Raw genomic sequence first — 24,848 nt, 5'->3', positions numbered from 1 at the left:
GAGAACAATGACTTATAGAGTCAAGGGGTATCGCGATCGGACCCAATCTGCGCCATCCGCGATACAGTGCGTGCGCTCGGGCGCGGCCATTCGAGGTTGAACCTATTGAAATCACGAGGGAATCGGGTTTCGCGTGAGTGACTCAACGAGGAGACACCGGGTACCCCAGCTACGGTTGCCGCGGGCTGACTTGCAGGGACGAGGAGGGTGGGTGGCGGTCGGGAAGAAGGCCGTTGCAGCGCATCGGGAGATGCAGAGGGGGGTGCCTGGCCAGGCGGATGCAGCGAGATTGTGGGGCTGCCTGGCAGCCCCATTGATGCGGACTTAGCGTTCCAGATGCTTCAGCTTGCCCTCGACGCCGTCCCACTCCTCGGCGTCTTCCGGCGGATCCTTGCGCGCGGTGATCACCGGCCAGGTGCGCGAGAGCTCGGCGTTCAGCTCGATAAACTGGAGCTGGTCTTCCGGGACATCATCCTCCGGCACAATCGCCTCGGCCGGGCACTCCGGCTCGCAGAGCGTGCAGTCGATGCACTCGTCAGGGTCGATCGCGAGGAAGTTGGGGCCTTCGTGGAAGCAGTCGACCGGGCAGACCTCGACGCAATCGGTGTACTTGCACTTGATGCAGTTCTCGAGAACGATGAACGCCATTGGTTTCTCCCTGAAATTAGTTAATTGCGGTCCCGCCTTCCGGTGGTCTGGCGAGCGCCGCCGCGCGTGCCCCCGGGGCCTGCGCATGGGCTGCAGCGCGCATTGTAACGTCAGGCGAGGGGCGAGACACGTGAATCCCCGCACCCTGCGGGATTACCCTTTGCGGCTGCCATGGGTCACGACGGACTCGATGCGCTGGGCGCGTTCCAGGTCCATGCCATCGACCTCGGCCAGTTGCTCGGCATCCGTGTTCAGCACGTCGCGCACGCTGCCGAACTGGCGCAGCAGGTCGCGGGCCAGATCGGGTTCCACACCGGGCAGGCCGCTGACAATGAACTCCGCCGCTGCACGGCGCTTTTCGGGCTTGGCGGGGCGTGCGATTGGGTCGGGGTCCACCTGGGCGTTCATGCCTAGCAGGTAGATCAGCATGCCGCTGGTGTCTTCGTCATTGGAGGGCAGCACACTGATCCCGAGCGCGATCGTCAGATGCGTCAGGGCGCGGTGGATGTCCAGCGCCTGCTGGTGGAAGCGTGGTTCGTAGAGGTCCCCCTCGACTACGTAGATCACCTTGTCGTGCGTCGCCTTAAGCTTGGCGGCGTTCTCCCACAGGGTCTGGTCCACGACGCTCAGCACCATGTCGGTGGCGGACTTGCGCTCCACGACGACCCCACCGGGGAGTTCATAGTCGCCGACATCGAGATCGACGAACTCCAATTCCACGCCCTCCAGGCGCTCGAGGCGCTGGATGATCTTGCCCTGCTCGCGGCGATCCACGCGGATCGGGAGATGCAACTGACTCATGCGGTGTACTCCATTGCAGTGAATGCGCCGAGTGTAGGGGGCTCGGGGCCGGCGCCCAAAAGGCCCGATCTTCCCCATGTCTCCGCAAACATCGTTCAGGCGTGCGAAAGCGAGCATGTCCCCTATACTCGGATGGGCATGCCGAACGATGCATGCCGGATATAACGAAAACCAAGGAGGGAGTGATGGCGATTCAGATCGCGATTGTTGGGCTGGGCCGTGTGGGGGGCCGTTTTCTGGAACTGCTGCTGGACAGCGATACGCCGGGAATGGAGATTTGCGCGGTATCGGAGCAGGGCGAAACCGAGGGCTGCAAACTGGCGCAGGCGCGCGGGATTCCGCTGGAATCGGTCGAGGACATCCTGGCCCGTGGCGATCAGGTGGATGTGATCTACGACCTCACGGGGCAGGCCGAGGTTCGCCAGCGCCTGCGCGAGGGGATGCAGCACGGGGGCAATCGCCACACCGTGGTGGCGCCCGAGGTCATGGCGCATCTGACCTGGTCGCTGCTAACGCACGAGGCCCCGCCGGATGTCCACGCGAACATGGGCTACTGACCGGGGGTTAACCAGGCGGTCGGGATTCGTTCCCGGCCGCACCGGTCTTTCCCGGTATTCAGCCGGCGACCGACCCGGAACGTCGCTTTTCCGCTACCGGAACAGGGCATGGTTCCAGGGGCTTCGGCACATGGAGTCCATCAGGCTCTCGTGCGAGACGCGCTCCGCGACCGTCTTGACCCCGATCACGCGGCCAATGTGGTGGATGCTCTCGACCATCGCGCGGCTGACCCGATCCTCCGCCATGTCGCGCACAAAGCTGCCATCGATCTTCAGTGTCTTTTGAGGTAGCCGGTGGGACACGCTTGCGAGGGGCTGGTTGTAGGCGGACGCCTGGTTCCATCCCGTCAGGTGCTCGGCGACCGGGTTGAGGTAATTGAGCCGCCCCTCGAGGTCCGTGGTGATCACGCCATCGCCAATGGCATGCGCAGCCAGCAGGGCGAGCCTCAGGCATCCAGTTGAGAGTGGACGGTGGCACGGAATTCTTCCACCGACAGCGCGGGCGAGTAGAACCATCCCTGGTACAGGTCGCAGCCTTCTCGGCGCAGAAAGGCGAGTTGCTCGGCGGTCTCCACGCCTTCGGCCACCAGCTTCAGGTGCAGGCTGTGGCCGAGGCCCATCACCGAGCGCAGGATCATCTCGGCGTCGCGGTCGTGGCCGATCCCCGCGATGAACGAGCGGTCAATCTTGATCTTGTCGATCGGCAGCGACTTCAGATAGGCGAGCGAGGAATACCCAGTACCGAAATCATCCAGCGATACGCGCACACCGAGCGCCTTGAGCCCGGAGAGGTGCTCGCGCGTCAGGGCGACATCGGCCATGGCCACGGTCTCGGTCACCTCGATCTCGAGGCGTTCGGGCGAAGCACCGGCCTCCTTCAGTGCCGCTTCGAGTCGGGAGACGAGATCCGGCTGGCGGAACTGAAGCGCCGAGACGTTGATGCAAATGGACGTGTCGACACCCTGTTGTGCCCAGTCGGCCAGTTGCTGGCAGGCGCGACGGATCACCCAGTCACCGAGTGGCAGGATCAACCCGTTGGCCTCGGCGCTGGGGATAAAGCGCGATGGTGGTACGGCACCCAGTTCCCGATCGTTCCAGCGAAGCAGGGCCTCGGCGGCGGTCACGGCCCCGGTGCGGGCATCGATCAACGGCTGGAAATGAAGTGCCAGCTGGTCATGTTCCAGCGCGTGTTTCAGGCGCTCCTGGAGCTGCTGTTCCGCCCGTACCTGGGCATCCAGGTGTTCGGAATAGAACGCGTAGGTATTGCGCCCGGAGCGCTTGGCCTCGTACATCGCCATGTCGGCATAGCGCACCAGCGTGTTCGCGTCCCGCGCATCCTGCGGGAACAGCGCGATCCCGAGACTGGCACTGGAGCTGAACTGGCGCGTGGGGCCGGTCTGAAACGGCCGGTCAAACTGCGCCAGAATCTCCTGGGCCAGCTCCCCGATCTGCAGCTCATCCGTAATCTCGGGGACCAGGATCATGAACTCGTCGCCGCCAAAACGCCCGATCGTGGCGTCGTTGCCCGCTGCGTCCTTCAGGCGTTGAGCGACTTCGCGCAGCAGTTCGTCACCCTCGTGGTGGCCGAAGGTGTCGTTGATCATCTTGAAGTGGTCGAGATCGAGCAGCATCACCGCGATGCGATGGTCGTGACGGCTGGCGTGGGCAATGCTCTGGGCAAGCCGGTCGTGCAGGAGCCAGCGGTTGGGAAGGCCGGTCAGGCTGTCGTGGGTCGCCTGGTGCTGAATGCGGGCCTCGCGGCGCTGGCGGTCGGAAATGTCCCGGATGAAGGCGGTGATGCGCCGCCCGCCCTGGTCCTCGAAGGCATTCAGGCTGATGTCGACCGGAAACTCGGTGCCGTCGAGCCGGCGTCCCCGCAGGTCGGGGGCCTGGCCCATGGTCCGTTCCGAGATGTCGTCGCTCTGCTGCTCGCGGACCGATTGGTGGTGTTCGCGCAGGCGCTCGGGGATCAGGGTCTCCACGGGCTGGCCAATCAGATGCCGTCGCGGGTAACCAAACAGGCGTTCGAGGTTGCGATTGGCCATCAGAATGGTGCCGTCGCCGTCGGTCACCAGTACCCCGTCCGGCGCCGTGTCGATCAGTTGCTCGTAGCGCTGCTGGCGGAGCTCGACATCCCGGTGGGCGGCCCGGAGTTGTGCCATGGGCGCGCGTACGCTTTCGATGAAAACCGCCCAGTAAATCAGCGCATAGGCCGCCACCTTGTAGATGTGGCCGAGCACAAAGAAGCCGTCGGACAGGTTGTCGTACAGGGTGAAAAATACCTCGCTGGCCATCAGGACCATCAGCGCGGCGGCCACCAGCGGCATACCGGGGCGCTGCATGAGCTGAGGGCGCAGCAGCAGGACCAGGAGGGTGGCGGCGTGCAGCACCACCACCACGCCCTCCAGCGCGATCTTGAACGGCGTCAGTCCCTCGCCCGGGACGAACAGTGCCGGAATGCGCTGTTCGTGCCATAGCCCCACCCAGGCAAGCACTGCGACTAGCGCCAAAGCACCCACCAGCATGCCCCTGGGAACGGGTTCCTGGCTTCTTGGCATCAAGGGGAGTGCCACATACAGGAGGAGCGCCGTTGCGGCGACGAGCCGCGCGGCCAGCCAGAAGAAGATGGTCTGTTGCGAGGAATTGGGCGTGATGAAATCCGGCATCTGCGGATAGGTCATCAGGTGCAGGAAATCCAGCAGGCCTACGGCGAGAAACCCAGTGGCGAGGACCAGTGTGGCCATTACCCGACGGCGGTCGCGCACATGATAGGCGACTGCGAACACCCCGATCGCCACGACCACCGCGAACAGTTCGGTCGCGGTGTGGAATGCGGTCATATGCTCCAGCGGCACCAGCGGCGGGACCGGGATGCCGACCATCCAGACCAGTACAGGCAGCATGAACAGTGCCAGCAGTACCAGCCACATCAGGGGCACATAGCGTGAAGCCGGGGAGCGGGGAAGGGCGTTCATCGGGGCCCCTGAGCGAAATCAGTCATGTGCACGCTCGGGATCGGAAATGGCGACCCATTGCTCGGGCGGCTGCCCCGGACGTACTCATCATCGTGCTCCTCCACAGTCGGCAACGGACGATCGAACTACCAGATGTATGCCGTAACCGTGAGGCACGCGCGTCTGACCCTGGGTGCCACACGGATCCGCATCGCTGGACCTGCGTCACCCGGCCATCCCTGGCGCGTTTATTCTTATAATCCGTGCATTATACGAGCGTTTGTGGAATCGGCCCAGAGTCTTTACCGCGTGAATCAGGTATTAAGCGAAAAAACCGCGGAGAATCACTTGCTTTCACCTTCCGACCCGGTATAGTGGCCTCACCGAACGCCCCGCCCGTCAGCGTCCGTTCACTGATCCGGAACCTTCTCGGTTCCCGTCCCCCCGATTTCGTCATACCCCGATGGGTGCCCCTCGATTGCGAGCGGCGGGTAGCCGTTGGAGTATTGCATGTCTTCTGTTTCTTCCTTTGCCGACCTTGGGTTGGCCGAATCCCTTTTGCGTGCGCTGGACCAGGCCGGCTACAAAACGCCGACCCCGATCCAGACCCAGGCGATCCCCGAAGTCCTGAAAGGCGGTGACCTGCTGGCCGCCGCCCAGACTGGGACGGGCAAGACCGCCGGTTTTACCCTGCCGATCCTGCAGCGACTGACCGATGGCCCGGCGCCCGAGCGCAAGCCGGGGCGTCCGCGGGCGCTGATCCTGACGCCGACCCGCGAGCTGGCCGCTCAGGTCCATGATTCCGTCCGTACCTACGGCCGCCACCTGTCGCTGAAGTCGATGACCATCTTTGGCGGCGTGAACATGAACCCACAGATCAAGGCGCTGCGGGGCCCGATGGATATCGTCGTGGCTACGCCGGGTCGCCTGCTGGACCATGCCAACCAGAAGACGATTGACCTCTCCGGTATCGAGATCCTGGTGCTGGACGAGGCCGATCGCATGCTGGACATGGGCTTCATCCGCGATATTCGCCGCCTGATTGGCCTGATGCCGAAAAAGCGCCAGAACCTGATGTTCTCGGCGACCTTCTCCGGCGAGATCCGCACGCTGGCGTCGAGCCTGCTGAACAAGCCGGCCGAGGTCGACGTGGCCCCGCGCAATACGGCTGCCGAGACCGTGCAGCAGACGGTACACCTGGTGGAAACCAGCCGGAAGCGTGAGCTGCTCAGTCATCTGATTCGTACCAACGACTGGGGGCAGGTGCTGGTATTTACCCGCACCAAGCACGGCGCCAACCGTCTCGCGCAGAAGTTGACGCAGGACGGCGTGCCCTCCGAGGCGATTCACGGCAACAAGAGCCAGGCGGCGCGTACCAAGGCGCTCAAGCAGTTCAAGACCGGGTCCGTGCCGGTGCTCGTTGCGACCGATATTGCGGCTCGAGGCCTGGACATCGACCAGCTGCCACAGGTCGTCAACTTCGAGCTGCCGAACGTGCCGGAAGACTACGTGCACCGCATTGGTCGTACCGGTCGCGCTGGAGCTGCGGGTGCCGCGCTGTCGCTGGTCGATGGCGAAGAGTTGAAGCTCCTGAAGGGTATCGAGCGCCTGATCCAGCGCCCGATCGAGCGGATCGAGACCGAAGGGTTCGACGCGCCGAAGCCGGCGGCGAACGATGGCAACGGCCATCGCCGTGGCGCCAAGCCGGGCGGTGGTGCGCGTAATGGCAAGCCGCGCCAGGGTCGTGGCGGCAAGCCTGGCGGTAACCGCGGGGCTGGACAGGGTCGTGCGGCCCAGGGCAATCGGGCTGCGCGCAGCCGCTAGATTCCCGGCCGTCCTGACCGCATCCGCCCGCGTCCTCCATTGGGACGCGGGCTTTTTTGTGTCCGCGAACCCGCGTTCGACTTGATCCGGATCACCTGCTCTTGGTGACCCCTGCGCGAAGATGGGCCCGCTATCAAGAAGCGGCCACCCTGGCCGTTATAGCGGGGAAAGGAGGGACCCCATGAACCGGCTTCTGAAGATCGGCGGACTGCGCCTCAAGCTTGTGATCCTTGTGATTCTCGTCAGTACCATCCCCCTCTCGATCATGGGTGGGGTGACCTTCCACACGATGAAGGGTGACCTGGCGGCGAATGTCGACGCGGCGCTGGTCGATCAGTTGTGGTGGCTCCTTTGGGGGCTTTGGGTGGTGGCCTTTCTGGTCGCGCTGGCCATCGGCTGGTTTGCGGCCAACATGCTGGTGCGCCCGCTGGAGCGGCTGGCCTCGGGGCTGGAAGCGATCGCCTCCGGTCAGGCGGACCTTGGCCATCGGGTCGAGGTCACCACTGACGATGAGATTGGCCGCACCAGTAACGCATTCAACGCGGTCATGGACCGTCTCTCGGGCCTGATTGCACAGGTCGCGGACGCGGCCGACGGGATCGCCGCTTCCGCGCGCCAGCTGGAGGGCCGCAGCAACGAGTTGAGTCGCGAGACCGATGACCAGCGCTCGGATGTCGAGCAGGTGGTCACCGCCATGAACCAGATGTCCGCGACCGTGCAGGAGGTCGCCAACAACACCCAGAGCACGGCGGAGAGCGCCGGGCAGGCCACCCGCGCGGCCGAAGGTGGGCGTAATGTGGTCCAGGCGACCCAGGGGTCGATCAACGCCCTGGCCAGCGAGATTCGCAAGGCCAGCACGGTGATCGACGAGCTCAAGGGTGACTCCGACAATATCGGGTCCATCCTCGAGGTGATCGAGGAGATCGCCGAGAAGACCAACCTGCTGGCGCTTAATGCCGCGATCGAGGCCGCCCGGGCGGGCGAGGCGGGGCGCGGCTTTGCCGTGGTCGCCGACGAGGTGCGCCACCTGGCGCAGCGTACCAATGACTCGACCGGCGAGATCCGCGAGATCATCCAGCGCCTGCAGGGTGCGGCCGGCAAGGCCGTGCAGGCAATGGAGGTCAGTCAGCAGCAGGCCGAGTCCTCGGTCAGCAAGGCCGGCGAGGCCGAAGAGACGCTGGAGTACATCCACGACTCCGTGACCACCATCGACGACATGACGCGCCAGGTCGCCTCGGCGACCGAGCAGCAGAGCCAGGTCGCCGAGGAGATCAACCGCAACGTACACCACATCAACGACATCGCGGTACGCAGCGCCGACGGCGCCCGCGAGATGCAGGAGGCCGTCGAGGCCCTGGAAGGCCTGGCCAAACGCCTGCAGGCCGAGGTAGCCGGCTTCCGCCAGCAACCCGCCTGACACCCGGGGCCTGCCCTCTACTAGCGTCCTTGAGGCTGGCCCTGGTTCGGCATCCGGTGTTTACGGTGGCTTCGGCCGGCCGCCTGCCTGCGCTCACTCGCGAGCGCGCCGCGAGGTACTTTCTTGCTTGCCCAAGAAAGTACCCAAAGAAGGGCACCCGGATTCCGCCCGGGGACCTTGCTCCAGGGCCCTCGGGCCGGCGGCGCTGAAACTCGCTACGCCTTTGGCTTCGCTCAGACAGTCAGCGCCTCTCTTCCGTCCCGAGAACCCTTCCGCAAGGGGCTTCATACGGGGGGATGGAGGTTAAAACAGAAGGTATCCCCGCGCCTGTTTCCAACTCCAGCGCCGTAGGGTGCGGTTGAGCGAAGCGAAACGCACCGTTCCGACGTCGGGGCAACCCCTGATGCGATTCGCTGCGCTCATCACATCCTACGATGGGGTCTGGCGCCCGCTGGCGGGCGCGGCACGCCAGGGCCGAAGGCCGCGCGTGCCCAGGATGTCGGAATACCTAGCCTCCATCCATAAGCACAATCGCCGGGACAGCCGTTGTCTTGACCTTCCCCCCGTTGTCGTCGCGCCGAGTGGAGAGGGTTTTCGCGGGACGATTCAAAATAGAAACGGGGGCGCTGACTGTTTGAGCGAAGCCGAAGGCGCAGCGAGTTTCAGCGCCGCCCGCGAAAACCCTCGGAGCGAGGGAAACCCCGGCCCGCCCAGCGGGCCGGGGTCGCGGCAGTCGGGCGTGTTTCTTGGGTACTTCTTTGCACGAGCAAAGAAGCCAGTTGTTGATCAAAAACGGGCGCGGTGCGCTGGCGAGACAGCGCAGGCAGGCGGCCGGACGAAGCCACCGTAGACTCCAGATGCCGAACCCGGCCCAGCCAATACGAAGTGCCGGCTAGAGCCACGAGCGCCGGAGCCCGCTAGAAACGGTTAGCCAGCCCCAAGCTCACGCGCGGTCGCCGCATTCCAGCCAACGTAGACGTCGTCGCCACGCTCGACGACCGGGCGCTTGATCAGCGTCGGATGTTCGAGCATCAGTGCGATTGCACGCTCCTGGTCGATGGCCTCACGCGTATCCTCGGGGAGCTGGCGCCAGGTAGTACCGCGCCGGTTCACCAGGGTCTCCCAGCCAACGGCATCCACCCAGCGGCGCAACTGCGCCTCCTCGAGCCCGTCCTTGCGAAAGTCCACAAAGCGGAAGTCCACGCCGGTCGCATTCAGCGCCCGGCGTGCCTTGCGCACGGTGTCGCAGTTGGCGATCCCGTAGAGGACGAGATCAGACATCGCGCAGCAGGGCGTTCAGCCCGACCTTGGCCTTGGTCTTCTCGTCTACGCGCTTCACGATCACCGCGCAGTACAGCGAGTACTTGCCATCCTTCGAGGGCAGGTTGCCCGGCACCACCACCGCGCCTGCCGGCACGCGGCCGTACAGGATCTCGTCGTTTTCGCGGTCGTAGATGCGGGTCGACTGGCCGAGGTACACGCCCATCGAGATCACGGCGCCTTCCTCGACGATCACGCCCTCGACCACCTCGGAGCGCGCACCGATAAAGCAGTTGTCTTCGATGATGGTCGGGGCGGCCTGCAGTGGCTCCAGCACGCCACCGATGCCGACGCCGCCGGACAGGTGCACGTTCTTGCCGATCTGCGCGCAGGAGCCGACGGTGGCCCAGGTATCGACCATCGTGCCTTCGTCGACGTAGGCGCCGATGTTCACGTAGGAGGGCATCAGCACCACGTTGGGAGCGATGTAGCTGCCGCGACGGGCGGTGGCCGGCGGCACGACGCGCACGCCGCCCTCGCGGAAGTCGCGGCTGGAGGTGTCGGCGTACTTGGACGGTACCTTGTCGTAGTAGTTGGTGAAGCCGCCCTTGATGAACTCGTTCTCGGCAATGCGGAACGACAGCAGCACGGCCTTCTTCAGCCACTCGTTGACGACCCAGTCGCCACCCTTTTTCTCGGCAACGCGGGCCTGGCCGCTGTCCAGCATCTCCATGGCCTCGTTCACGGCGTCACGCACGTTGGTTTCCACGTTGCGCGGATTGATCTCGGCGCGGCTTTCGAAGGCGGTCTCGATGATGCTCTTGATGTCCGACATGAAACAGTCCTTTTAAGTGTTGAAAAATTCGTTATTTGTATAGTTCGGCGATGCGTTCGGCCGCCTCGATGCAGGCCGCCGGTTCGGCGACCAGCGCCATGCGCACGTGTCCGGCCCCGGGATTGTGCCCGGTCTCGGGGTCGCTGCGGGAGAGGTAACGTCCGGCCAGCACCGTGACGCCGGCTTCGGCATACAGGCGACGGGCGAAGGCCTCGTCGTCGCCATCCGGCACGCGTGGCCAGAGATAGAAGCCCGCGGCGGGCGGTTCCACGTCCAGGACCTCCTGCAGGATCGGCACGACCGCGGCGAATTTTTCGGCGTACAGCGCGCGATTATCGGCGACATGGGCCTCGTCCGCCCAGGCCGCCCGGCTGACCGCCTGCGTGGGCGGCGGCAGGGTGCAGCCGTGATAGGTGCGGTACAGCGCGAAGCGGTCGAGCAGCTCGGCATCGCCGGCGACGAACCCCGAGCGCAGGCCCGGCAGGTTGGAGCGCTTGGACAGGCTGTGGAACACGATACAGCGCTCGAAGCCGGTACGGCCCATGCGGGCCGCCGCGCCGAGCAGTCCGCCCGGGGGTTCGGCATCCGGGTGGTAGATCTCGGAGTAGCACTCGTCCGCCGCAATCACGAAGTCGTGCCGGTCGGCGAGGCCGATCAGCTCCTGCATTGCCGACTCGGACATGCAGGCCCCGGCCGGATTGCCCGGGTTGCAGATATAGACCAGTTGCACCGCATCCCAGGTCGCGGCATCGACCGCGGAGAAATCGGGCAGATAGCCGTTCTCCGGCGCCAGGTCGTAGAAGGCCGGCTCCGCCCCGGCCAGCAGGGCCGCACCTTCGTAGATCTGATAGAAGGGGTTCGGCATCAGCACGCGCGCCCTGGGCTTCTCTGCGACGACGGCCTGGGCGATCGCGAACAGGGCCTCGCGGGTACCGCTGACGGGTAGTACCTGCCGATTGGCGTCCACTCCGTCCAGCTGGAACCGCCGTTGCAGCCACGCGGCGATGGTCTCGCGCAGCGCGGGCTCGCCGCGGGTGGTGGGGTAGTGGTTGTAGCCCTGGAGGGTGTCGCGCAGCACCGGTTCGACAAACCCCGGCAGCGCATGACGCGGCTCGCCGATCGACAGGGCGATCGGCTCCCGGTCGGCGGGTTGTTGCAGATCCGCGAACAGCCGGCGCAGGCGTTCAAACGGATAGGGCTGTAGCCGGTCCAGGCGCGGGTTCATGGCGGCTCGGGCGTCGTGTTCGAGGGAAACGAAAGACCGCGCAGTATACCGGAGCCAAACACCAATGGGAGATCCACTCGCTTCCTGTGCGGCCAGTGTGGATGCACTGGTTTTGCTCTCGCGCTGGCCATGCGGCAGGCTTGGCCGTTTCCGATCGGGAGCGATGCATGGCGTGCAGCCACGACCACACGACGCAGGGGAAGCGGGGCCCAAGTGCCTACCGTAAGGGATTGCATGACTTGGGGAACGGCGCCTGGGCCTATCTGCAACCCGATGGCGGCTGGGGCTGGAGCAATGCCGGGTTGGTCCGCGATGGCGAAGAGGCGCTGCTGGTCGACACCTTGTTCGACGAGCGCCTCACGGCCGAGATGCTCGCGCAAATGGATGCCGCGACCGGGATCGCCGCGGGGGATATCAATCTCCTGGTCAATACGCATGCCAATGGTGACCACACCTTTGGCAACCGCCTGGTGCACCAGGCCGAGATCATTGCTTCACAGGCCAGTGCCGACGAGATGCCGGAGCTGCCGCCGGCGATGCTGGCCGGCCTGATGGCGCAAAGCGGCGCGATGGGCGAGGTCGGGCAGTACCTGCAGCGCTCGTTCGGTGCGTTCGATTTCGGTGGAGTGGAGTTGACACTCCCGACCCGCACCTTTTCCGGGCGGCTCGATCTGACGGTAGGCGACAAGGCCGTGGAGCTGATCGAGGTGGGTCCCGCTCACACCCAGGGGGATGTGCTGGTGCATGTGCCGGCTGACCGGGTCGTCTACACCGGCGATATCCTGTTCATCGAAGGGACACCCATCATGTGGGCTGGCCCGGTGGGCAACTGGATCGCCGCGATCGACCGGATCCTGGCGATGGATGTCGAGCTGATTGTGCCCGGCCACGGGCCCATCACCGACAAGGCCGGTGCCCGGCGCGTGCGTGACTATCTGGTGTACATCGATGCGCAGGCGCGGGCGCGTTTCGAAGCCGGAATGCCGGCGGAGGAGGCCGCGTTCGACATCGCGCTGGGCGACTACGCCAACTGGGGGGATGCCGAGCGGATCGCGGTCAACGTGGACACGCTGTACCGCGAGTATCGCGGCGATACCGCACCGCCGGACATCATGCGCCTGCTCACGTTAATGGCGCGTCTCGACGCCGCCCGTCGCCAGTAGCGCTCAACGGGCGCTCATCATCCCTTCGGGCGCGTGTACCAGAACCAGGCCAGCCGGCGCGAGCGCAGGCTCCAGGGCAGTAGCAGGGCCTGCAGCACCACCAGGATGTGCTGGGCGGGGCTGAACCAGTCCGCCTTGCGTCCCGAGGTCAACACGGGTGTCTCCAGCATCCGGAACCGCTGCCCGTGGTGGCGGCCCCAGCGCGCCATCGCGCGCGACAGGAACACCTCCTCGCCCGCATAAACCCGCTCGCTGAACCCCCCGACTGCCTCGAAGGCCTCGCGGGTGCAGAAGACGTAGCAGCCGGCGGCGAGTCCCAGCCGCGCCGACAGGGTGTTCCAGGCCGCCGCACCCCAGCGGTAGATGCGATGGGTCAGGTGATCGAACGCGACGCGTGCGCCGCCGCCGCAGACCTTGCCGCTGTCCAGGGCGTCGAGTGTCGTGCGGATCAGATCGGCGTCCGGCCAGGTATCGGCATCAACGAACAGCAGGTAATCGCCGCAGGCGGCCCGGGCACCCGCGTTGCGGGCGCGGCTTATGCGCCGCTCCGGCTCGAACACGACGCGGCAGCCGGCTTGCTGTGCGATCTGCGGGGTGGAATCCGTGGAGGCGTTGTCGACTACGATGATCTCGGTTCGTCGATCCACGTCCGCGAGGGCTTGCTGCAGGGCTGCCAGGGTGTGCGGAAGCCACTGTGCCTCGTTCCAGGCCGGGACGATGACCGACAGCGCCGGGAGCCCGCGCACGGGGTATCAGTAGGTCGCCATATGCGGGTCGACGTCACGCGCCCAGGCGTCGATGCCGCCGGACAGATTGATCACCTTGCTGAAGCCGGCCCGCTGAAGAAACCAGCACACCTGCTGGCTGCGAACTCCGTGGTGACAGATCACCACGATCTCGTCGTCCGGGTTCAGCTCCTGGTACGCCGCCGGAATCTCGCCCATCGGGAGCAGCTTCGAGCCGTCGATGCGACAGCGCTGGTATTCCCAGGGCTCGCGTACATCCAGCAGGACCGGCGGCTGGTCCGTCTCGGCAAGGTGATCCTGCAATTCCCGGGGGGACATCTGGCGCATACGATTGACCGTCTAGTGTGTTGCGTGTGACATGAAAAGCCCCGCCCCGGACGATCGGGGCGGTCGGTTCGGGACCCAGACCAGGTCCGGCGGCTCGATCAGATTGTGGCTAGGTCATATTGTAACGATGCATCTTGCGCCAGAGTGTGGTGCGGTCGATCCCCAGGGCGCGAGCGGCCCGGGTGCGGTTTCCGGAATTCGCAACCAGGGCTTCGCGCAGCCGTCGCGCTTCGGGGTGTTCCATCCGGGACGAGGGGGCAGGGGCATAGTCCTGTGCCGCTGCGTTCAGGTTGGAGGTGGCCTCCCGCATTCCGGCCAGGCCGGGGGCCAGAGGGTCGGAGAGCGGGAAGTCATGTATGACCCCATCTTTGGCGCGCAAGCACATGCACTGGAAGACATTTTCCATCTCGCGGAAGTTGCCGGGCCAGGAATAGTTCAGCAGCTTGTTGCGCAACGCGTCGGCCACAACCACCTGGTGCCTCTGCTCGAACTGGGAAATGGCTTCGGCGAGATCGAGCGGGCGTTCCCGTAGTGGCGGCAGGTACACACTGGCCACCGCCAGGCGATAGAACAGGTCGGTGCGGAACTGGTTGTTCGCGGCCATGGCCGTCAGGTCGCGATTGGATGCGGATATGACCCTGACGTTTACCGAACGCGGCTGATTCTCCCCCACACGTTCGAACGTACCGTCCTGCACCGCGCGCAGAAGCTTGGCTTGCAGCTTCGGGCTCATCTCGCCGATTTCGTCGAGAAAAAGCGTGCCCCCGTCTGCGGCTTCGAAACGCCCCACCCGGTCGCTGATGGCGCCGGAGAATGCCCCCCGAATGTGACCGAAGAGCTCGGACTCCAGGAGTTCCTCGGGGATGGCCGCACAGTTCACCTCGATGAACGGTTCGGATGCCCTCGGGCTGTGGGCATGCATCGCCCGTGCGACGTGCGTCTTGCCCGTACCCGATTCGCCCAGCAACACGACCCGCACGTCACTCGACGCCACCTTGCGGGCGAAGTGCAGGGCTTTGCGGCATTCGGGGTCCCGGGAAACCAGCGGATGCACTGGATCCACAACCGCCGACGCAGCCTCCGGGGCCTCCTCTCTGGAGGTCAGGGGTTCGCAGTTCTCGTCGGGGCGCCTGCGCAGCGGCTGAAGGGTCAACAGGCGGAGACGTTCGTCCCGTTGCATGCGGATCGACTGCGTGATCACGCGCACCGGCAGGGTTTCGCCGTGCAGTTCGAGTCGGGTGCTGAAGTCGAGGTGAGGCGGGACTTCGGTGGCGGTCATGGGCGAAGCCGCATGCAATTCGGCAAGCAGGTTGACGGGGCCCAAATGCTCCAAGGAAAGGGGTATGTCTTCGGATAGTCGGAATAGCTGGAAGAAGGCGGGATTTCCGTAAAGGACCTGATTCTGATGGTCGACGATCAGGTGGGGATCGCGGCTGTGCCGTATGCAGATCTTCGCCAACTCCGTACCGGTCATGTCTCCTCCCGCCCCGCTTTGTTTGTGCGAGGTCTTGTCTCGAGCATACGGCCAGTGAAGTAAAGGTGGCAATGGTCCCGGCAGCAAATGCAAGGCCTTTTCTGATTGCAGCAGAACGTTGCGCGTACGTTGCAGGATCGTTGCATTGCTGTTGCAACACCATGTTTAAAAAATAAGAAAATATCGATGAACTTATTGATAAATAAGTAGTTTCGTATATTGGCATAGACTCTGCTTCCTCCGCCCGGCATGAAGCGGGCCTGCTGTCGAACTGGTGCGGTGTCATCTCTCCCTGTCTCTCCAGGCGTCCAGGCCGCCAAAAGGCCCGTTTCTTCGAAATTGGGCTATTTATAAAGAACGTCGAGCTCGCCGGAGCCCCGGGGTCCGGCGTAGGAGGGAGAACGTGACAAGGTCATCGAGGGCTGCTCTTGTGGTCCTGTCCCTGCTCGCCACGATATTGGCGAGTGCCTATGGTACGGCTGCCGCCAGCAGTCAAATGGTCGAGGTCCGGGCGGCGGCTCCTGAATACCGCACGGTCAGTGGCACCGTTATTCCGTTTCGCGAGGTCACCCTGAGCGCCCAGACCGCGGGGCGGGTCGTGGAACTCACCGGTGCCGAAGGCGATCGCTTCGAGCAGGACGAGCTCCTGGCACGTATTTCCGACGACCGTCTGCTGGCCCAGCGGCGCGCGGCCATGTCCGAGATGCGGGTGGCCGAGGCCGCGATCAACGAAGCGCGCATGCAGTACGGGCGCGAGATGATCTCGCCTCAGTCGCGCAGCCTGGGGCAGATGCCCGGCATGGGTATGCCCTCGATGTTCGACCAGATGTTCACCCGGCCCATGGGGCAGTTCATGGGGTTCGGTGATCCTTCGCTGGATCGGCATACCGACCTGTACTCCCGTTACGTCGGCGTCGATCAGGCCCAGGCCCGCTGGGAGCAGGCGCGGGCGCGAGTGGAGGAACTGGATGCGGCCATTCGCGAGACGCGTTCGGAGGCCCCGTTCGACGGATTGCTGATGCGCAAGCATGTGGAACCGGGCGACACCGTTCAGCCCGGGCAGCCGCTGGTCACGTTTGGCTATGTCGATTACCTGCGGATTGAAGCGCAGGTACCGGTGCGCCTGGTTGCCGCCTTTTCCGAGGGCGATGTGGTGCCCGCCCGCCTGGATGCCGGGGGCACGGTCCAGGCACGGGTGTCCCGGATCTTCCCCATGGCTGACCCGCGTCGGCATACCGTGACCGTGCAGTTCGATCTGCCACGAGGCGTCTCCGGAGGCCCGGGTATGCACGTTTCGGTCGGTCTGCCGTCAGCCGACAGCGCACCCGGCCATGCGCTGATCCCTCAGAGCGCGCTGATTCCGGGCGGGGCGCTGCCGCGCGTCGCGGTGGTCGACGGCGAAGGCCAGTCCCGGATCCGGGCCGTCCGGCTCGGTGCGGTGCGGGATGGCGAGGTGGTCGTGACCTCGGGTCTGGAGCCTGGCGAGTACGTCCTGCTGCAGGGCGAGCGTCAGCGGCCTTCTCATGCCCCTGCGACGCCTGGCGCCTCCGGCTACCACCACCCTCCCGCTACTCCGGGCCTCGCGCCCGGGGCGCAGATGTAGGTGAGGAAGGAACCGACACCGACGCATGTCTGAACACACCAACAATCCCTCCGGATCGTCGCCGGAAGACGGTGGTGACAACCACCACCATCAGCCCGGCATCGCCGGTCGCATGGCGGCCGCGTTTATCCATTCGCCGCTGTCGCCATTGCTGCTGCTGGCCAGTATCGCGATCGGGATCCTCGGGCTCATCGTCACGCCGCGACAGGAAGACCCGCAGATCTCGGTGCCGATGGTCGACATCATGGTGACCTATCCCGGCGTGCCGTCGGAGCAGGTAGCCAGCCTGGTCGCCCGGCCGCTGGAGCGCCTGATGAGCGAGCTTTCGGGCGTGGACAACGTGTACTCCGTCTCTCACCGGGGCGAGGCGATGGTCACCGTGCAGTTCGACGTCGGCGAGGATATGGAATCGTCGATCGTCAAGGTGCATGACAAGCTGCTGGCCCATCGCGATCTGACCCCTCCCGGGGCCAGCGAGCCACTGGTTCGGGCCAAGGGTGCGGATGACGTGCCGATCGTGAACCTGACCTTCTGGTCGCACGAGGTGGACGATGCATTGCTGCGGCAGATTGCGCTGGAGGCCAAACAGCAGCTGAATGAGGTCCCCGATACCAGCCAGAGCTTTGTCGTCAGCGGTCGCAAAGAGACGCTTCGGGTAGAGGTGCAGCCCGATCGCCTGACCGGGTTCGGGGTGAGCCTGGATCAGGTCGAGCAAGCGATCCAGACGGCCAATCTGGAAGACACCGCTGGACGCATCGAGAGCGGCGGCCTCAGCACGCCGGTGTATACGGGGCGCTTTTTCACCGGGGCACAGGACCTGGAAAGACTGCTGGTGGCGGTGGACGACGGGCAGCCGGTCTACCTGCGCGACGTGGCCGAGGTGATCTACGGCCCGGGCGAGGTTGATCAGTTCGTGCGCCACTACTCCGGCGCCGCCGCCGCGGACCCGGATGCAGCGGCGAATGGTGCTGCCGCTGTGACGCTCGCGATTGCGAAGAAGCCAGGCAGTAACGGGGTAACGGTGGCGAACGGCGTACTGGAGCGCCTCGAGCAGCTCAAGGGCGACACCATCCCCGACAACGTCGAGGTCGCCGTCTCGCGCGATTACGGCAAGACCGCCAACGACAAGGTCAACGAGCTGATCTTCAAGCTCTTCATCGCGACGTTTGCGGTGACCATCCTGGTGGGGCTGTTCCTCGGGGTGCGTGCGGCCATCGTGGTGCTGGTGGTCATCCCCGTGGTCATCCTGTTCACGGTCTTCAGTGCATGGGTGCTGGGATACACCATCGACCGCGTAAGCCTGTTTGCCCTGATCTTTGCCATCGGGATCCTGGTCGACGATGCCATCGTGGTGGTGGAAAACATCTATCGCCGCTGGCTGATGAAACGCGGGATCGATGCCGAGACCTCGGTTGATGCGGTCCGCGAGGTGGGCAATCCCACGATTCTGGCCACGTTTACCGTAATCGCAGCGCTTCTGCCCATGGGCTTCGTGTCCGGAATGATGGGCCCGTACATGCAGCCGATCCCGGTGCTGGGGTCGGTGGCGATGCTGTTCTCTCTGGTGGCCGCGTTTGTCTTTACCCCCTGGCTGACTCAACGGCTGCGACCCAGCATGGGCTATCTCGCCAAGGCGACGGAGAAGGAGCACCGCCAGGCCGAACGACTGGGTGGGTTCTTTCGCTGGGCGATACCCGGGCTGGCCGATCACCGCTGGCGCGGCTACGCGTTTCTGATCGGGATTGTGTTGGTGTTTTTCCTGGTCGTCAGCCTGTTCTTCACCACTGACGTGCGCGTGAAGATGCTGCCGCTGGACAACAAGCCCGAGTTCCAGGTGATGGTCAACTTCCCGGAGGGGACGGCGCTGACCGAGACCGCCACGCTGAGCGAGGAAATGGCCGGTGTGCTGCGCGGCTTCGACGAAGTCACCGGCGTGCAAAGCTACGTCGGGACTGCTTCGCCGTTCAACTTTAACGGTCTTGTGCGGCACTACTACCTGAGGGACAAGCCCTGGCAGGGCGATCTGCAGGTGCAGCTGGTGGACAAAGGAGATCGCCGCCGCTCCAGCCACGAGATCGCCACGGAGGCGCGCGAGCGGCTCGCACCGCTCGCGGCAGCCGCGGGTGCTCGCATCCAGGTGGTCGAGATGCCGCCGGGCCCCCCGGTGCTCCAGTCGGTGGTCGCCGAGGTCTACGGGCCGGATGCCAGTACGCGGCGGACGGTTGCCCGAGATCTGGAGCAGATGTTCGCCGGTGCCGAGCACATCGACGACGTGGACACCTTCCTGCAGGCGCCGCACAACGTTTGGCACTTCGAAGTCGACCGAGACAAGGCGCTGCGTCGCGGTGTCACGGTGGAGGCGGTCAACCGCACCCTGCAGACCGCGCTCGACGGTCGGATCGTGGGCGACGTGAAAGCCCAGTCCCTGGTCGAGCCACACCTGATCCAGCTGCGGCTGCCACACGAACAGCGGGTAGACGTGCGGCAGATGGAGCTGCTCCCGGTAGCGTCGCGCAATGGTGATCTGATCCCGCTGGTCGAGCTGGGTGGCTTCGTCCAGCGCCCGCAGGACGAGCCGATCTACCACAAGAACCTGCGCCCGGTGGAGTATGTGACGGGCGAGGTCGTGGGGCGCCTGGCTGCGCCGGTGTACGGCATGCTCGAGGTCCAGCAGCAGCTCGCGGACTACACGGCACCGGACGGCAGCGAAGTGCAGCCGCACTGGATCGGGCCCCCAGCCAACGACGGATCGGTGGCATTCGAGTGGGGCGGCGAGTGGACGGTCACCTACGAGACTTTCCGCGATATGGGCATCGCCTTCGCGATCGCGCTGATCCTGATCTACATGCTGGTCGTCTGGGAGTTCGGCAACTTTGTTTTGCCGGGCATCATCATGGCGCCGATCCCGTTGACGCTGATCGGGATCATCCCCGGCCATTGGCTGCTCAACGCTGAGTTCACGGCGACCTCGATGATCGGGTTTATCGCCCTCGCGGGGATCATCGTGCGCAACTCCATACTGCTGGTGGACTTCGGCCGTCAGGCCGTCGATCAGGGCCATGACGTGCGCGAGGCCATGATCATGGCCTGCCAGGCCCGTACGCGCCCGATCATCATCACCGCCTTCGCGCTTCTGGCCGGGTCCAGCGTGATCTTGTTCGATCCCATCTTCCAGGGCATGGCGATCTCGCTGATGTTCGGCACCGTGGTGGCCACGCTGCTGACCCTGCTAGTGATCCCGCTGGGCTGTATATCCGGTCGGCGGGCTTTCTGTCCCTCAACGGTCGATGCCGACGGTGGTAACGCCGCGTATTCCGCCGGCCCTGGGCAGGCGCCCCTGGGTTCGGGTCAGCAGAAGGACCTGTTTGGTCCGCGCGATGGTGGTCCGGTTACTCAGGCGGTCCAGTTGGCCGGCCTGTATCTGAAGAGCCTCGTGCTGGCATTCCTCGAAGGGATGCGGGACCTGGCGCTGGCGATCTTCCGCCTGCTGCGTAACTGGTGGCGCGGGGGCGGTGGGCCGGGGGGCCCGAGTGGCGGCGCGGGTCCGCAACCGGGTGGTTCCGGTTCTGGCCCGCAGGGCTCGGGCCCGGCCCACACATCGGGTGGGTCGACCGTCGAAGCCCCCAATGGGGCCGATTCCTCCGTCGGTCCGGAACACCCCGAGGCCCCCGCGGAACCACCGCCGAAATCCAGTCGCACGAAGTCGAAGAACGAGGACACCTCCCCCGCTGCGAAAGCGCAGTCAGGTTCCGGGCAGGGTTCTTCCCGGCGTACGAGCGCCGCGCCGGCCACAAAGCAGAAAACAGTGCGCAAGACCAGTACGAAACCGACGCAAGCGGGGAAGAGCGGTGGCCGGTCTGCAAAGACCTCTTCCAGGTCCTCGTCCAGCCGGTCCGGTACTACGGCCTCCGGCCAGCCGGCGGGCAAGACCCCATCCAGTTCCGAGTCCAGCAAGAAGAAGGCGACCAGCCAGTCGTCCGCATCAGAAGGAGGCAAGACCTCCAGTACGGCGGGCCGTTCGAGCGGTGCGCGCAAGGGTACAGGGGGCAGCAGTGGCGGATCCGCCAAAGGCCGCGGGCGACGCGGGATCCGTCTGAAATGAACGATCTCGATTCTCTATTCAATCTGGAGGTACGCAATGAAGAAAACATTTGAAAAACCGTTGATCACGGGGCTGACCGGACTCGCCATGGCCACGGCCCTGGCGTTGGGTGCGGCCCAGGCCGACGACTATGCCAATGACCAGGACGGCGCCAGTGGCCAGATGGCCCAGCAGGGCGCACCCATGGGTCCCTATGGCCACGGGCCTCAGGGCGGACACGGCTGGGGTGGTCATCCCGGCGGCGGGATGATGCAGCAGCGGCAGTTCTCCGGCGACATGGGCTTCGGCATGTCCGGTCGCAGTCATGGTCACGGCTATGGCCGCGGCTACGGCCAGGGTCATGGACAGGGTTATGGCCACGGCTACGGCCAGGGCTATCCGGGCTACGGGCCGGGATACGGACACGGCTACGGACACGGCTACGGCCCGCAGCCGCAATACGGCATGCCGGGCCCGATGCACGGGCCGGGATATGGCTCCATGCCCGAGTTCGATCCGGATGACCTGCCCGAGGACATGCCGGAAGAAATGCGCGAGCGCATCAAGAAGCAGCACGCCGAGCGCCAGGAGTACATGGAAGAGATGCAGGCCATGCACGAAGCCCGAATGAAAGCCATGGAAAAGGGCCGCGAGGCGTACATGGAAGAGATGGAACGCCAGCGCGAAAAACGCATGGAGGCCATGCGCGAGCGCCGCGAGGCTATGGAAGAGCAGGGCGGCTACTGAGCGACCGATGGTGAACGCCGTGCACATCGGTTCATGCGCTCGCGGGCTGGCAGCCGGAAGGGGCAAGCCTGTCCTCGGGCTGCTCGTGGCCGTCGTTCTGGCCTGGGGGGTCTCCGGTGCCAGTGTCGAGGCGCGCGAGCGTGTGAACCCCTGGGCCGGCGTGGCGCCGGCGCCGGAGTTCCCAGCCGCGGAGGCGGCGCAGCCCAGGTTGCAGTTCCCGGACCCGGACTACGACCCCACCAGAACTCGGGAGCGTGCCGACGTGCTGGCACCACGGACTCACCCCGGTCAACCCCAATGGGGTTACCACGGACATGGAGGTCCGTATTCCGGGTATCCGGGCCCTTACGGGGCGTACCCCGGACCTTTCGGGCCCGGTGGATGGGGAGGCCCAGCTGGTGGGCCATTCCCCTGGATGATGCCGTGGGGTATGGGCGGGTTTCCGTTCACACCCTGAGGGCATAAGTAAAGCGCCGGTGCGGGACCGCCCTCTTCGTCCCGGCGTCACGAATATCGAGGGCAACACACTCCAAATGGAGGAAACACCATGAAGACTTTCATTAAAGCAGCCGTTCTTGCGGTTTCCATGGGCGGCCTGGCCGTTCCGATGATGGCATCTGCCCAGTGGGGCGGGCCCGGTTATGGCCCGGGTTACGGCTATGGTCCTGGTCCTGGGCATTTCGGCCCGGGGCACTACGGCCCGGGGCACTACGGCCCGGGTTACGGCACGCCGTTCTTCGGCGGCCCGGGCTACGGCCGTGGCTGGGGCATGGGCGACATGATGAGCGACATGATGGGCGACTTTGACTTCTCCGCCCGCGGTCGCGGTCACGGCCATGGCTATGGTCACGGTCACGGCCGCGGTCATGGCTATGGTCACGGGCATGGTTATGGCCCGGGTTACTACGGCCATCCTGGCTACGGCTGGGGCCCGGGCTATGGCGGCCCGATGCAGCAGCAGATGCCGCAGCAAATGCCGCAGCAGCAGATGCCGCAGGGCGAGGGTGACCGCAACTGAGGTTGCCGGTCATCCGTGGGGCCCGTCCACCAGGGGCGGGCCCATTTTTCCCAGGCAACACGCTGAACCGCGGGAGTATGCATGCGCACCGTCGTAGCCAATCTGAAAGGCGGTACGGGCAAGAGCACCGTTACCTTCAATCTCGCACTCTGGCTGCTCGAGCAGGGGCGCTCGGTATGCACGGTTGATCTGGATCCCCAGGGGACCCTTACCGATGTCCTGGAGGTTCGCGAGGAAGAGGGCTACATACCTGCGCTGGAGCATGCAACTTCGCTCAAGGCGGTTGCGGAACAGGGTCAGCAGGCTTGGCAGGAGATCCTCGTCGATGTGGGTGCATCCGACATGGGGTCCTTGTTCGAGGCTTTGGAGAGTGCGGATCGCTTGTTGATCCCCGTCCCCCCGAGTCAGGCCGATGTCTGGTCCACCCAGCGTTTCGTGCGCCGGGTACAGGAGTCACACCAGACGGACGGACGTCCGCAAATCCTGGTGTTCATTAACCGAGCGGATACGCACCAGGCGGTCCGTGAAACCGACGAGACCTTTGACGCACTGGGGCAGATCCCGGGCGTGAAACGACTCGCTCCCCGATTGAAACAACGCATGGCGTTTCGTCGTTCGTTCAGCGAAGGACTGTCCGTGCGCGAATTGGAACCCCGTGGCAAGGCTTCACGGGAACTGGAGGCCCTGGCGATCGCGTTATTCGGCAAGCCCGGGCGGCGGCGCCGGAAGTAGAGCCGGACGACCAACAGTGCAAGCGAGACCGCGAATACGAACAACAAGACGCGCCGCTCTCACAACAAGCCTGACAAGGCACCAAAGGAGGATAGAGGCATGCGAGTGATCTGGAATGTACTGGCCATTATCGGCCTGCTGGCCGTGATCGCTGTCGGCTATGCGATCTACGTTCTTCAACCCTACGCCGGGGGCGCTCGGGCCCTCGATTCACAGGCCACGACGGTCTACGCGCGCATGGCGCGCACGGTGCTGGAAACCGGCGATATGGCCGAGGCCACGGTATACAAGAGAAAGGTCGAAGAAGGCCTGGACGTTGGCGAGGTGGAAGACACGCTGAGGATGGTCGCCAACGAACTGAATATTGCCAACGTTGGCGAAATGCCGATGAGCGAGGAGGTGCGTAACGTTACTGGTGAAGACTTCCCGTTCCTGAAGATCTACATGTTCTGCGACGCGAGAATCGCCGCGCAGATGGTGCGGCACAGCCAGGCCATGGCGGCCTATCTCCCCTGCCGCATCGTGCTCCAGGAAGACGAAGAGGGCCAGCTCTGGCTGATGACGCTGAACCTCGATCCGATGATCCACGGTGGCCGGCCGTTGCCGGAAGAACTCTACGAACAGGCGCTGTTTGTCCAAGAGTCGCTCGAGACCATCATCGATCGCGCCGCACGGGGTGAGTTCTGATGGCGACTGAGGACCCCTATGCGAGAACGTCCCATGGGCCCGGCGTTGATCCGCCGGAGTACGAACGTATTGCGGAGGAGGCGGATGAGGCCTATCTGAGGGCCCGACGACTGGAGCTTGTCGTGTACTCGGCCCTGACGGCCTTCATCATCCTGGCGATTTACGGGTTCTGGCTGATCACCAGTCTCACCAACGACGTCAGCCGGCTGACCGAGGAGATTAGCAAGATGACGCGTGTGGTCGATCGCGATCTCTCCGTGATCGCGGGGCACATGTCGGATGTAGACGAACGAATGCAGCAGATCGCCGCCAGCATGGAACGGGTGGACAGCCATGTCGGGACCATCAGCGAGGACACCGCGGCGATGCAGCTCAGCATTGCCTCGATGACGCGCGATACCGAGCTGATGGCCGCCTCCACGTCCGGCATGCAGCGGGACATGTGGAACCTGAACCGAAACGTGGGCGGACCGATGGGCACGATGAACATGTTCAACCCGTTTCAGGGTGGCGGGCCCCCGGGGCCCTGGATGCCCCACTGACCGACCGGCTTCCAGGGAGCCGAGGAGAAAACAATGACCGTGATGGCCTGGGTTCTTTTTGTACTGGCGATGGTGATGGTCCCCATATCCATCTGGGGCACGCTGGCGGCCCTCGGGTTGTGCGTGGGCTGCACCATGATCCGCGACTGGAATCGAACGCGCCGCGCGAAAGCGGACGGGGGCAACCGAGGATCCATGTAGGCGAGG

General features: G+C 64.9%; 22 protein-coding genes. 12 read left to right on the top strand and 10 right to left on the bottom strand.

What is annotated here, in order from left to right; genetic code table 11:
* Nucleotides 1–324 precede the first annotated feature (324 nt).
* Together fdxA and F466_RS0104715 are read right to left on the bottom strand one after the other, a co-directional pair.
* A complete protein-coding gene (gene fdxA, locus F466_RS0104720) occupies nt 325–648 on the bottom strand; it encodes a ferredoxin FdxA (RefSeq protein WP_012982432.1) in 324 nt (107 codons plus the stop codon).
* Nucleotides 649–801: 153 nt separating this feature from the next.
* Entirely contained in the window at nt 802–1,449 is a 648-nt protein-coding gene (locus F466_RS0104715) for an ERCC4 domain-containing protein (RefSeq protein WP_018137694.1), read from the bottom strand.
* Nucleotides 1,450–1,634: 185 nt separating this feature from the next.
* Between F466_RS0104715 and F466_RS0104710 the strand changes: the two genes are divergently transcribed.
* Nucleotides 1,635–2,006, top strand: a complete 372-nt coding sequence (locus F466_RS0104710; RefSeq protein ID WP_018137695.1) for a hypothetical protein — start codon at nt 1,635–1,637, stop codon at nt 2,004–2,006.
* Between the two features lie 93 nt (nt 2,007–2,099).
* Here F466_RS0104710 and F466_RS0104705 read toward each other — a convergent pair whose 3' ends face one another.
* Nucleotides 2,100–2,522, bottom strand: a complete 423-nt coding sequence (locus tag F466_RS0104705; RefSeq protein WP_255349443.1) for an EAL domain-containing protein — start codon at nt 2,520–2,522, stop codon at nt 2,100–2,102.
* Nucleotides 2,453–4,981: an EAL domain-containing protein gene (locus F466_RS0104700; RefSeq protein ID WP_018993556.1), complete on the bottom strand. Its 2,529-nt coding sequence runs from the start codon at nt 4,979–4,981 to the stop codon at nt 2,453–2,455. The genes F466_RS0104705 and F466_RS0104700 overlap by 70 nt, the downstream gene beginning before the upstream one ends.
* Before the next feature lie 489 nt (nt 4,982–5,470).
* On the opposite strand from F466_RS0104700, the gene F466_RS0104690 reads away from it, so the two are divergent.
* Both F466_RS0104690 and F466_RS0104685 read left to right on the top strand, forming a co-directional pair.
* Nucleotides 5,471–6,784 carry a DEAD/DEAH box helicase gene (locus F466_RS0104690; RefSeq protein WP_038049117.1) on the top strand — a complete coding sequence of 438 codons (1,314 nt, stop codon included), beginning with the start codon at nt 5,471–5,473 and terminating at the stop codon, nt 6,782–6,784.
* 181 nt (nt 6,785–6,965) lie between these two features.
* The gene (locus F466_RS0104685) at nt 6,966–8,201 is read left to right on the top strand and encodes a methyl-accepting chemotaxis protein (RefSeq protein ID WP_018993554.1); all 1,236 of its coding nucleotides are present in this window, start codon (nt 6,966–6,968) and stop codon (nt 8,199–8,201) included.
* A 927-nt stretch (nt 8,202–9,128) separates the two neighbouring features.
* On the opposite strand, the gene F466_RS0104680 is transcribed toward F466_RS0104685, so the two are convergent.
* Genes F466_RS0104680 through dapC form a run of 3 tightly spaced genes read right to left on the bottom strand, consistent with a single transcriptional unit; the run spans nt 9,129 to nt 11,521 of the window.
* Entirely contained in the window at nt 9,129–9,482 is a 354-nt protein-coding gene (locus tag F466_RS0104680; protein WP_018993553.1) for an ArsC family reductase, read from the bottom strand.
* On the bottom strand, nt 9,475–10,296 hold the full coding sequence (gene dapD / locus F466_RS0104675) for a 2,3,4,5-tetrahydropyridine-2,6-dicarboxylate N-succinyltransferase (RefSeq protein WP_017925459.1): 822 nt from the start codon (nt 10,294–10,296) through the stop codon (nt 9,475–9,477). The genes F466_RS0104680 and dapD overlap by 8 nt, the downstream gene beginning before the upstream one ends.
* A gap of 31 nt (nt 10,297–10,327) precedes the next feature.
* Nucleotides 10,328–11,521 carry a succinyldiaminopimelate transaminase gene (gene dapC / locus F466_RS0104670; protein ID WP_018137702.1) on the bottom strand — a complete coding sequence of 398 codons (1,194 nt, stop codon included), beginning with the start codon at nt 11,519–11,521 and terminating at the stop codon, nt 10,328–10,330.
* A 239-nt stretch (nt 11,522–11,760) separates the two neighbouring features.
* On the opposite strand from dapC, the gene F466_RS0104665 reads away from it, so the two are divergent.
* Nucleotides 11,761–12,684 carry an MBL fold metallo-hydrolase gene (locus tag F466_RS0104665; RefSeq protein ID WP_018993552.1) on the top strand — a complete coding sequence of 308 codons (924 nt, stop codon included), beginning with the start codon at nt 11,761–11,763 and terminating at the stop codon, nt 12,682–12,684.
* 17 nt (nt 12,685–12,701) lie between these two features.
* Here F466_RS0104665 and F466_RS0104660 read toward each other — a convergent pair whose 3' ends face one another.
* The 3 genes from F466_RS0104660 to F466_RS0104650 all read right to left on the bottom strand — a co-directional run bounded on the left by F466_RS0104660 (nt 12,702) and on the right by F466_RS0104650 (nt 15,231).
* Nucleotides 12,702–13,430 carry a glycosyltransferase gene (locus F466_RS0104660; RefSeq protein WP_018137704.1) on the bottom strand — a complete coding sequence of 243 codons (729 nt, stop codon included), beginning with the start codon at nt 13,428–13,430 and terminating at the stop codon, nt 12,702–12,704.
* Nucleotides 13,431–13,436: 6 nt separating this feature from the next.
* On the bottom strand, nt 13,437–13,757 hold the full coding sequence (locus F466_RS0104655) for a rhodanese-like domain-containing protein (RefSeq protein WP_018137705.1): 321 nt from the start codon (nt 13,755–13,757) through the stop codon (nt 13,437–13,439).
* Nucleotides 13,758–13,866: 109 nt separating this feature from the next.
* A complete protein-coding gene (locus F466_RS0104650; RefSeq protein ID WP_018993551.1) occupies nt 13,867–15,231 on the bottom strand; it encodes a sigma-54-dependent Fis family transcriptional regulator in 1,365 nt (454 codons plus the stop codon).
* 496 nt (nt 15,232–15,727) lie between these two features.
* Between F466_RS0104650 and F466_RS0104645 the strand changes: the two genes are divergently transcribed.
* From F466_RS0104645 to F466_RS13705, 8 genes are all read left to right on the top strand, one after another.
* On the top strand, nt 15,728–16,834 hold the full coding sequence (locus F466_RS0104645; protein WP_018175521.1) for an efflux RND transporter periplasmic adaptor subunit: 1,107 nt from the start codon (nt 15,728–15,730) through the stop codon (nt 16,832–16,834).
* A gap of 25 nt (nt 16,835–16,859) precedes the next feature.
* Nucleotides 16,860–20,936 (top strand): efflux RND transporter permease subunit, encoded by a 4,077-nt coding sequence (locus F466_RS0104640; RefSeq protein ID WP_018993550.1) that lies wholly within the window; start codon nt 16,860–16,862, stop codon nt 20,934–20,936.
* A 36-nt stretch (nt 20,937–20,972) separates the two neighbouring features.
* Entirely contained in the window at nt 20,973–21,662 is a 690-nt protein-coding gene (locus F466_RS0104635; protein ID WP_018137709.1) for a hypothetical protein, read from the top strand.
* 586 nt (nt 21,663–22,248) lie between these two features.
* Nucleotides 22,249–22,680: a sulfur globule family protein gene (locus F466_RS0104630; protein ID WP_018137710.1), complete on the top strand. Its 432-nt coding sequence runs from the start codon at nt 22,249–22,251 to the stop codon at nt 22,678–22,680.
* An 81-nt stretch (nt 22,681–22,761) separates the two neighbouring features.
* Entirely contained in the window at nt 22,762–23,412 is a 651-nt protein-coding gene (locus F466_RS0104625) for a division plane positioning ATPase MipZ (protein ID WP_018137711.1), read from the top strand.
* 99 nt (nt 23,413–23,511) lie between these two features.
* The gene (locus F466_RS0104620; RefSeq protein WP_018137712.1) at nt 23,512–24,099 is read left to right on the top strand and encodes a DUF302 domain-containing protein; all 588 of its coding nucleotides are present in this window, start codon (nt 23,512–23,514) and stop codon (nt 24,097–24,099) included.
* The gene (locus F466_RS0104615) at nt 24,099–24,641 is read left to right on the top strand and encodes a methyl-accepting chemotaxis protein (protein ID WP_018137713.1); all 543 of its coding nucleotides are present in this window, start codon (nt 24,099–24,101) and stop codon (nt 24,639–24,641) included. The genes F466_RS0104620 and F466_RS0104615 overlap by 1 nt, the downstream gene beginning before the upstream one ends.
* Nucleotides 24,642–24,674: 33 nt before the next feature.
* On the top strand, nt 24,675–24,842 hold the full coding sequence (locus F466_RS13705) for a hypothetical protein (protein ID WP_018137714.1): 168 nt from the start codon (nt 24,675–24,677) through the stop codon (nt 24,840–24,842).
* The last annotated feature ends 6 nt before the right edge of the window (nt 24,843–24,848 follow it).

Source organism: Thioalkalivibrio sp. ALgr1 (assembly GCF_000378285.1).
Taxonomy (GTDB): domain Bacteria; phylum Pseudomonadota; class Gammaproteobacteria; order Ectothiorhodospirales; family Ectothiorhodospiraceae; genus Thioalkalivibrio.
This window is presented reverse-complemented; position numbering and strand designations above follow the sequence as displayed.